This is a genomic window from Luedemannella flava (assembly GCF_039528515.1).
Classification (GTDB): Bacteria; Actinomycetota; Actinomycetes; order Mycobacteriales; family Micromonosporaceae; genus Luedemannella; species Luedemannella flava.
On sequence record NZ_BAAALT010000087.1, the window covers coordinates 1 to 7,792 of the forward strand.

General features: G+C 70.3%; 7 protein-coding genes and 1 pseudogene. All 8 read left to right on the plus strand.

Going from position 1 to position 7,792, the window contains the following annotated elements; genetic code table 11:
- Nucleotides 1–615, plus strand: a 615-nt coding sequence (locus tag ABD211_RS16175) for a hypothetical protein (protein ID WP_344131819.1), incomplete at its 5' end; no start/stop codon positions are given.
- Between the two features lie 154 nt (nucleotides 616–769).
- Complete coding sequence (locus ABD211_RS16180; RefSeq protein ID WP_344131822.1) at nucleotides 770–1,240, plus strand: DUF948 domain-containing protein; 471 nt, start codon at nucleotides 770–772, stop codon at nucleotides 1,238–1,240.
- Complete coding sequence (locus ABD211_RS16185; RefSeq protein ID WP_344131825.1) at nucleotides 1,237–1,527, plus strand: hypothetical protein; 291 nt, start codon at nucleotides 1,237–1,239, stop codon at nucleotides 1,525–1,527. Before ABD211_RS16180 ends, ABD211_RS16185 begins: the two co-directional genes overlap by 4 nt.
- The gene (gene alaS, locus ABD211_RS16190) at nucleotides 1,524–4,202 is read left to right on the plus strand and encodes an alanine--tRNA ligase (protein WP_344131828.1); all 2,679 of its coding nucleotides are present in this window, start codon (nucleotides 1,524–1,526) and stop codon (nucleotides 4,200–4,202) included. Before ABD211_RS16185 ends, alaS begins: the two co-directional genes overlap by 4 nt.
- Nucleotides 4,203–4,325: 123 nt before the next feature.
- Complete coding sequence (gene ruvX / locus ABD211_RS16195; protein WP_425560424.1) at nucleotides 4,326–4,817, plus strand: Holliday junction resolvase RuvX; 492 nt, start codon at nucleotides 4,326–4,328, stop codon at nucleotides 4,815–4,817.
- Entirely contained in the window at nucleotides 4,814–6,070 is a 1,257-nt protein-coding gene (gene mltG, locus ABD211_RS16200; RefSeq protein WP_344131835.1) for an endolytic transglycosylase MltG, read from the plus strand. The genes ruvX and mltG (ABD211_RS16200) overlap by 4 nt, the downstream gene beginning before the upstream one ends.
- 189 nt (nucleotides 6,071–6,259) lie before the next feature.
- Nucleotides 6,260–7,396: an endolytic transglycosylase MltG gene (mltG, locus tag ABD211_RS16205; RefSeq protein WP_344131838.1), complete on the plus strand. Its 1,137-nt coding sequence runs from the start codon at nucleotides 6,260–6,262 to the stop codon at nucleotides 7,394–7,396.
- Nucleotides 7,397–7,444: 48 nt separating this feature from the next.
- Nucleotides 7,445–7,792: pseudogene (locus ABD211_RS16210) on the plus strand (shikimate dehydrogenase); the annotation flags it as partial.

A 7,792-nucleotide genomic window follows, 5' to 3' on the forward strand; every position in this document is an offset into this window, starting at 1 on the left:
CCCGGCCGGTCCGGCCCCGGGCGGCCCGGCACCGAGGAGCGGGTCAACCGCGCGGCGCTGCGCCAGGGGGCGAGCAGCGCCCAGCGGGTGCGCGCCGCGGCCATCGCCGCGATGGCGCTGATCCTGCTGGGCGCGCCGGCGGGCTACCTGTGGGCCACCACGGTCAGCCGCGACCCGGTGATGCACGCCCTCGACTCGCTCCCGCTGCCGGACTGGGCGGCGGGCCACCCGGAGGACTTCGTCAGCGGCAGCCGCTGGTGCATCCGCGAGTGCCGCTTCCGCGACCGCACCTGGCAGTCGGAGCGGGGCCCGGACGACACCCAGCTGGCGTACGTCGCCGCGCTGAAGGAGGAGGGCTGGCGCCCCCGCACGGAGGGCACCTGCCCGACGTACGAGGACGGCATCGCCTCCTGCTGGCACCGCGACGAGTACGTGCTCGACCTCTGGATCCGCGCCCCCATCTGCGAGCCGACCCGGCCGACGGCCGCCGCCGCGACCAAGGCGACGGAGTCGGCGGCCCCCCCGGCGGGGGGCGGGACGCAGGCCTGCCCGGGCTCGCTCGCTACCGTGAAGGTGTACAACGCGCTCAGCTACCCGAAGGCCGGCGAGGGCTGACGGCCGGGCACGACACCGGCCCGGTTTGTGGCCGCCCGTCGCGATAGCGCCGGAGGCGGGCGGTAGTGTCGTGCGGTGCGCGGGTGTGCGCACGGTAATCATGGTGTGCCCGTCCCGGGTGTGGCGGGGGCGTCCCACGGGAAAGGGGTTCGGCATGTCCCCAGGAGAGATGGCTGCCCTGATCGCGGCCGGTGCCTTCGTCATGCTCGTGCTCGTGCTCGCCGTGCCTATTCTGCGGCTGCGGCACACCGTGGACGCGGCGACCCGCGCGCTCAACGACGTGACCGACCAGACCGGCCCGCTGCTGGGCAAGGTCAACACGACGATCGACAACGTCAACGTGGCCCTGACCCAGGTGCACACCTCGCTCGACGGGGTGAACGTGCAGCTGGCCCGGCTCGACGTGGTCGGCCGCAACGTCCAGCAGGTGAGTGCCAACGTCGCCAACCTGGCCACGGTGGTGACCGCGGCGGCCGCCAACCCGCTCGTGAAGGTGGCGTCGTTCGGCTACGGCCTGCGTCGCGCCTCGCAGAAGAAGAAGATGGCGGAGGAGGAGGCGCAGGTGCGCGCCAGCCTCAAGGCGCAGCGCCGCGCGGCCCGTAGGGGCAAGGGGCTGTTCTCGTGAAGCGCCTGCTCTGGCTCGGCATCGGCGTGGCCGTCGGCGTGCTGGTCGTGCGGAAGGTCAGCCAGGTCGCCCAGCGCTACTCGCCGGGCGGCATCGCCGAGTCGGCGCGGGAATCCGCTACCGGGGTCCTCGACACGGTGCGAGACTTCGTAGCCGACGTGCGCGACGGCATGGCGGAGCGCGAGGCCCAACTGCACGCCGCGTTCGATCAAGGGGTCACGTTCGAGGACCTCGACGACTACGACGACGAGTACGACTACCGGGACGAGGAGCACAACCGACGATGAGGACCGCGGAGATCAAGCGCAGGTTCCTGGCCCATTTCGAGGCGGCGGGCCACACCGTGGTGCCGAGCGCCCCGTTGCCGGCCATCGACGACCCCAACCTGCTCTTCATCAACGCCGGCATGGTGCAGTTCGTCCCGTACTTCCTCGGTCAGCGCACCCCGCCGTTCCCGCGCGCGGTGAGCGTGCAGAAGTGCATCCGCACGCCGGACATCGACGAGGTCGGCAAGACCAGCCGGCACGGCACGTTCTTCCAGATGAACGGCAACTTCTCGTTCGGCGACTACTTCAAGGCGGGCGCGATCCCGCTCGCGTGGGAGCTGTCCACCAAGTCGGTTGACGAGGGCGGCTTCGGCCTGGACCCGGAGCGGATCTGGGCGACGGTCTACCTCGACGACGACGAGGCGATCGAGATCTGGAAGCAGACGGGGCTGCCGGCGGAGCGCATCGTGCGCCGTGGCAAGAAGGACAACTTCTGGTCGATGGGCATCCCCGGCCCGGCAGGCCCCTGCTCGGAGCTGTACTACGACCGCGGCCCGGCCTACGGCAAGGAGGGCGGCCCGGAGGTCGACGAAGACCGGTACCTGGAGTTCTGGAACCTCGTCTTCATGCAGTACGAGATCACCAACGTGACGTCGAAGGAGAACTTCACGATCGTCGGTGACCTGCCGAAGCAGAACATCGACACGGGCATGGGCCTGGAGCGCATCGCGTCGATCCTGCAGGGCGTCGACAACCTCTACGAGATCGACGAGGTCCGCCCGATCCTCGCCCGCGCGGCGGAGATGACCGGCAGGAAGTACGGCGCGAACTCGGGTCAGGTGGCCGCGGAGTCGCACCCGGACGACGTGCGCCTGCGCGTCATCGCCGACCACGTGCGCACCGCGCTGATGCTCATCGGCGACGGTGTGACACCGTCCAACGAGGGCCGCGGCTACGTGCTGCGCCGCATCATGCGTCGCGCGATCCGCGCGATGCGCCTGCTCGGCTGGCAGGAGCGCGCGCTGCCGCACCTGCTGCCGATCGCCCGCGACTGCATGTCCCCGTCGTACCCGGAGCTGGCCGACGACTTCGACCGCATCTCCCAGTACGCGTACGCGGAGGAGGACACGTTCCTCCAGACCCTGCGGTCGGGCACCACGATCCTCGACACCGCGATCGTGGACACCCGCAAGGCGGGCGGCAAGGCGCTGTCCGGCGACAAGGCGTTCCAACTGCACGACACGTACGGCTTCCCGATCGACCTGACCCTGGAGATCGCGGCCGAGCAGGGCCTCGACGTCGATACCGAGGGCTTCCGGCGCCTCATGGGCCAGCAGCGCCAGCGGGCGAAGGCGGACGCGCAGGCGCGTAAGACGGGCCACGCCGACCTGTCGGCGTACCGGTCGGTGCTCGACGAGCACGGCCCGGTGACCTTTACCGGCTACCAGGAGGTGGCCCGCGAGTCGACCGTGCGCGCGCTGCTCGGCGGTCGCGGCGGCCTGCAGGTCGTGGGCGAGGGCGACGAGATCGAGCTGGTGCTCGACGCGACCCCGTTCTACGCCGAGGGTGGCGGCCAGCAGGCCGACTTCGGCGTCATCACGGTCGGCGGTGGCAAGGTCGAGGTCTTCGACGTGCAGCAGCCGGTGCCGGGCGTCATCGTGCACCGCGGCCGCGTGCTCAGCGGCGAGATCCGCGCGGGCGAGGCTGGGTACGCCGAGATCGACGTGACCCGCCGCCGGGCGATCTCCCGGGCGCACACGGCGACCCACCTGGTCCACACCGCGATCCGTAACTTCCTCGGCGAGACCGCGACGCAGGCCGGTTCCCTCAACGCGCCGGGCCGGCTGCGGTTCGACTTCAACACCCCGGGCGCGGTCCCCACGAGCGTGCTCGCGGACGTCGAGTCCCAGGTCAACGAGGTTCTCATGACCGACCTGGAGGTCCGGGCGTTCATCACCTCGCAGGAGGAGGCGCGGCGCCTGGGCGCGATGGCGCTCTTCGGCGAGAAGTACGGCGACGAGGTGCGGGTCGTCGAGGTCGGCGACTACGCGCGCGAGCTGTGCGGCGGCACCCACGCGCCGCGCTCGGGCCAGCTGGGTCTGGTGAAGATCCTGCAGGAGGCGTCGATCGGCTCGGGCGTGCGCCGGGTCGAGGCGCTCGTCGGCATGGACGCCTTCCACCACCTGGCGAAGGAGCACCTGCTCGTGTCCCGCCTGGCGGAGCTGTACAAGGTGCCCAACGAGCAGGTCGCCGAGCGGGTGGAGCAGACGGTGTCCGCGCTGCGCGACGCCGAGAAGGAGCTGGAGAAGCTGCGGTCCCAGCTGGTGCTGGGCAACGCGGCCGGCCTCGCGGCGGCGGCGCGCGACCTGAACGGCGTGGCGTACGTGGGCGCCGAGGCGCCCGAGGGCACGTCGGCGAACGACGTGCGGACCCTCGCCCAGGACGTGCGCGGCAAGCTCGCCGGTCGGCCCGCGGTGGTCGCGGTGGCCAGCCGGGCGAACGGCAAGGCGTCGCTGGTCGTCGCGGTGAACCCGGCCGCGAAGGACAAGGGCCTCGGCGCGGGCGACCTGGTCAAGGGTGCGCTGCAGGGTCGCGGCGGCGGCAACGCCGACCTGGCCCAGGGCGGCGGCGTCCCGGCCGACCAGGCGCCGGGCCTGCTCGCCGCCGTGGAGAGACTTGTCACGTCCGCCGGGTGACGTGAGCACCCACGGGTGACGGTGATCACGACGGCCGCCCGGCCAGCCGCTAGGCTGGGCCGGAGCGGCCGTCCCACGCGGGTGCCCCGAGCCTGCCCGGCCGCTGTCTGAGGTGGCGATGTGGTGACCGCGCAGCCCGATGACGGCTGGCGCCGGGGAGTCCGGCTCGGTGTCGACGTCGGCGCTGTTCGCGTTGGCATCGCCCGCTGCGATCCCGACGGCATCCTGGCCACTCCCGTGGCGACGTTGGCCCGCGACGCGGGTCCGGTCGAGGGGAAGACCGATAGCGACAAGCCACACGTCTTTCGCGATATGCAACAGATCGCAGAGTACGTCCGGGAGTACGAAGCGGTCGAGGTGATCGTCGGCCTGCCGGTGACCCTGGCCGGCAGCGAGGGGATCGCGGCCCACCACGCCCGGACATATGCCCAGGTCCTGGGCAAGTTGATCGACCCCGTGCCGGTTGTGCTGACCGACGAGAGGATGTCGACGGTTGCGGCGACCCGTAGGCTGTCCGAACGTGGGGTAAGGGGAAAGCGCCAACGCGCGGTCATCGACCAGGTGGCCGCCGTGGAGATCCTGCAACAGTGGGTGGACAAGCGGAGGCGGACATGATTGACGATCTCGATCTGGCCTGGGAGGAGCAGTACGATCCCAGGCGCCAGCGGGGGAGTCAGAGCCGGCCCGGCGTGCCCCGACAACGCGGCGCCGGCGGCGGCCGCGGTGGACCGCCGCGGCGCAAGAAGCGCCGGGAGCGCGGCCGCAAGCGCCGCTCGTTCTTCGCCCTGTTCATGTCGGTGATCCTGCTGGCCGCCCTCGGCGGCGGCGTCTACTGGGGCGTCGGCAAGGTCCAGGCCTTCTTCAACGCCCCCGACTACACGGCGGTCGGCACCGAGGAGGTGACCGTCGAGATCAAGGCGGGCACCATCACGGACACCGCCAACGCCCTCTTCGAGGCCGGCATCGTCAAGTCCGCCAAGGCCTACATCAAGGCGGCCGAGAGCGACCCGCGCGCCACGAACGTGCAGCCGGGCTTCTACAAGCTGGTCAAGCAGATGCCCGCCAAGGAGGCGCTGGGCCGCCTGCTCAACCCCGAGAAGTACCGCGTCGTCAACGGCGTGCCGATCCCCGAGGGCATGGTCTCGATCGAGATCTTCAAGTTGCTGTCGCAGAAGACCGGCATCCCCGTCGCAAATTTCACCAAGGCGGCAAAGGACCCCGAGGCCCTCGGCGTGCCCGACTGGTGGTTCAAGCGTGGTGACGGCAAGAAGGCGGCCGGCGGCATCGAGGGCTTCCTCTATCCGGCGACCTACGAGTTCCCGCCGAACGCCACCGCCGAGGACATCCTCAAGATGATGGTGAACCAGTTCCTCACGGTCACCGGTGACCTCAAGTTCGCCGACACGGTGCAGGCCAACCTCGACATCTCGCCGTACGAGGCGCTCATCGCCGCCTCGATCGCCGAGGAGGAGGCAGTCTTCAAGGAGGACTTCCCGAAGGTGACCCGGGTCCTCTACAACCGTGCCTACGGCGGCAACTTCCCGTGCGCCTGCCTCGGTCTGGACAGCGCGATCAACTATTACCTGGTGATCACGGGTAAGCACGCGAAGTCCTCGGACAAGATCCTGCAGTCCGAGATCGACGACCTCAAGAACCCCTACAACACGCACAAGAAGCCGGGGCTGCCGCCGGGGCCGATCGCCAACCCCGGCAAGGAGACCCTGCAGGCCGCCATGGCTCCTGCCAAGGGCAAGTGGGTGTACTTCATGAGCATCGACGACAAGGGCACGATGGCATACGCGGTGGACCAGGCCGGCCACGACGCGAACATCCAGCTGGCGTGCAAGAACGGTCTCGATCTCTGCTGATCGTGTGATGGCGGGGAGCGATGGACCGCTCCCCGCCTCAATGTTGCCTGAATCCGCCGCGCCGGAAGTTCAGTACGCTGAGCGCTATCTGTGCGGATGAGTGTCGCGCGGCGTCCTGCGGGATGGGCAGGGCGCCGCTAGGCTGTGCCGATGACCATGAGTCATCGTGCCGGCACGCTCGGTAGGCCGATGGCTGAGCCGCCCGACAGAGAGTCGGGCGGTCGGCGGCGCTCGTTCCTCGCCCTGCTCATGTCGGTGATCCTGCTGGCCGCCCTCGGCGGCGGCGTCTACTGGGGCGTCGGCAGGATCCAGGAGTTCTTCAACGCTCCCGACTACACGGCGGTCGGCACCCAGACGGTGACGGTCGAGGTCAAAGCCGGCACCATCACGGACACCGCCAACACCCTGTACGACGGCGGCGTCGTCAAGAGCGCCAAGGCGTACATCGAGGCGGCCGAGGACGACCCGCGCAGTACCAACGTCCAGCCGGGCTTCTACAAGCTGGTCAAGCAGATGCCCGCCAAGGAGGCCCTGGCCCGCCTGCTCGACCCGGAGCGCAACCGCGTGGTCAACCGCGTAACGGTCACCGAGGGTGAGATGACCCTGGACATCTACGCCAAGCTCGCCAAGGCGCTCGACATCCCGGTGAAGGACTTCGTCGAGGCGGGCGGGAAGCCCCGGGACCTCGGCGTGGCCGACTGGTGGTTCAAGCGCGACGACGGCAAAAGGTCCGCCACGACCGTCGAGGGCTTCCTCTTCCCGGCGACGTACGAGTTCGCGCCGGACGTCACCGCCAAGGAAGCGCTCAGCCAGATGGTGGAGAAGTTCAACGAGGTCACCACCGAGCTGACGTTCGCCGACACGGTGCAGACCACACTGAACATCTCGCCGTACGAGGCGCTCATCGCGGCGTCCATCGCGCAGGCGGAGGTCTCCCGTACGGAGGACTTCGACAAGGTCACCCGGGTGATCTACAACCGGGCGTACAAGGGCGGCTTCCCCTGCGCCTGCCTCGGCATGGACACCACGGTGAACTACTACCTGCGGCTGACGGGCGCGGGCGGAGCGAGGTCGGAGCACCTCACCCAGGCGCAGATCCACGACCCGGACAACCCGTACAACACCCACGACAAGGCCGGGCTGCCCCTCGGCCCGATCGGCAACCCGGGCAGGGACACCCTGCGGGCCGCGATGACCCCCGCCAAGGGCCCGTGGACGTACTTCGTGACGATCGATAAATCGGGGACGACGGCGTTCGCCACGACGCTGGACGAGCACGCCAGGAACATCCGGACGGCGTGCAGGAACGGGATCCCGCTGTGCTGACCGGCGCCCAGTAGGCTGTCCGGCGTGACCGTGACCCACCGCGCCGGGGTGCTCGGCAAGCCGATCGCGCACTCGCTCTCGCCCGTCATCCACAACGCGGGCTACGCCGCCGCCGGCCTCACCGACTGGGCGTACGCGGCGCACGAGGTCGACGAGGACGGGCTGGCCGGGTTCGTGGCCCGGGTGGGCCCCGAGTGGGCGGGCATGTCGCTGACCATGCCGCTCAAGGAGGTGGCGCTCGCGGTGGCCGACGAGGTCGGCCCGCTGGCCGCCGCGATCATCCCCGCCAACACTCTGGTACGCCGTCCCGACGGCGGCTGGCGCGCCGAGAACACCGACGCGCCCGGCATGGTCGCGGCCCTGCACGCGGCCGGCGCCGCGACCGCCCGCCGGCGC

What these genes read in the sequence shown, in the direction of transcription:
- ABD211_RS16180 (WP_344131822.1), top strand. Translation starts at nt 770, where the DNA reads ATGTCCCCAGGAGAGATGGCTGCCCTGATCGCGGCCGGTGCCTTCGTC.
- alaS (WP_344131828.1), top strand. Translation starts at nt 1,524, where the DNA reads ATGAGGACCGCGGAGATCAAGCGCAGGTTCCTGGCCCATTTCGAGGCG.
- mltG (WP_344131835.1), top strand. Translation starts at nt 4,814, where the DNA reads ATGATTGACGATCTCGATCTGGCCTGGGAGGAGCAGTACGATCCCAGG.
- mltG (WP_344131838.1), top strand. Translation starts at nt 6,260, where the DNA reads ATGGCTGAGCCGCCCGACAGAGAGTCGGGCGGTCGGCGGCGCTCGTTC.